General features: G+C 71.2%; 1 protein-coding gene. It reads left to right on the forward strand.

Translation table 11 applies throughout. The features are described 5' to 3' along the window. Window positions 1-657 (forward strand): hypothetical protein (locus AC1DTN_RS38065; protein ID WP_477925330.1); only part of this gene is annotated, 657 nt, incomplete at both ends.

The following is a 657-nucleotide window of genomic DNA, read 5'->3' on the forward strand; positions in this document are numbered from 1 at the left end:
GGCTACACACAATGGCGAACCGATGCGGCGCGAGGCATCGGCCTGCGCGTGCTGCGCAGTGGCGTCGACCATGCCTGGAACGTGGCTGAAACGCAGTCGTTCTCGACATCTCTGGCCGTCGAGCAGTCGCGCCACTCGTCTTTCAGCGAGCGCAAGCTGCACTGGGGCGTGCTCGGCACCACGCAGTTGGCCGGCGGCGCGCGGCTCGACCTCGGCGTGCGCGGCAGCCATGGCATGGGCGACAGCAGCTCGCGCTTCCTCAGCGCCAATGCGCGCCTGAGCTGGCCTCTCGGCCCGGGATGGTCCTTCATCGCGCAATACGCCGCCTCGCGCGGCCGGGAGTCGCTCAACCCCGCCGTGGTGTCGGCCCTGACGGCGGCGATGCTGCAGCCTCTGCTCGTGGGACCGCCGACCCACTCGCTCATGGTGGCCTTGAGCCACGAAGGGCGTGCCGGCCTGGCCAGCGCGCCGATCGGCGGCGCGCCGGGCAGCGGCGCGGGCCGGCTGGAGGGCTATGTGTTCTTCGACCAGGACAACAACGAGCGGCGCGAAGCGAACGAGGCCGGCGTTCCCGGCGTGACGGTGCTGCTGAACCGCCGCTATCTCGCGCGCACGGATGGCCAGGGCTTCTACAGCTTCCCCTCGGTCGCCGCGGGC

The sequence above is a fragment of the Rhizobium sp. 01T444 genome, from assembly GCF_056398305.1.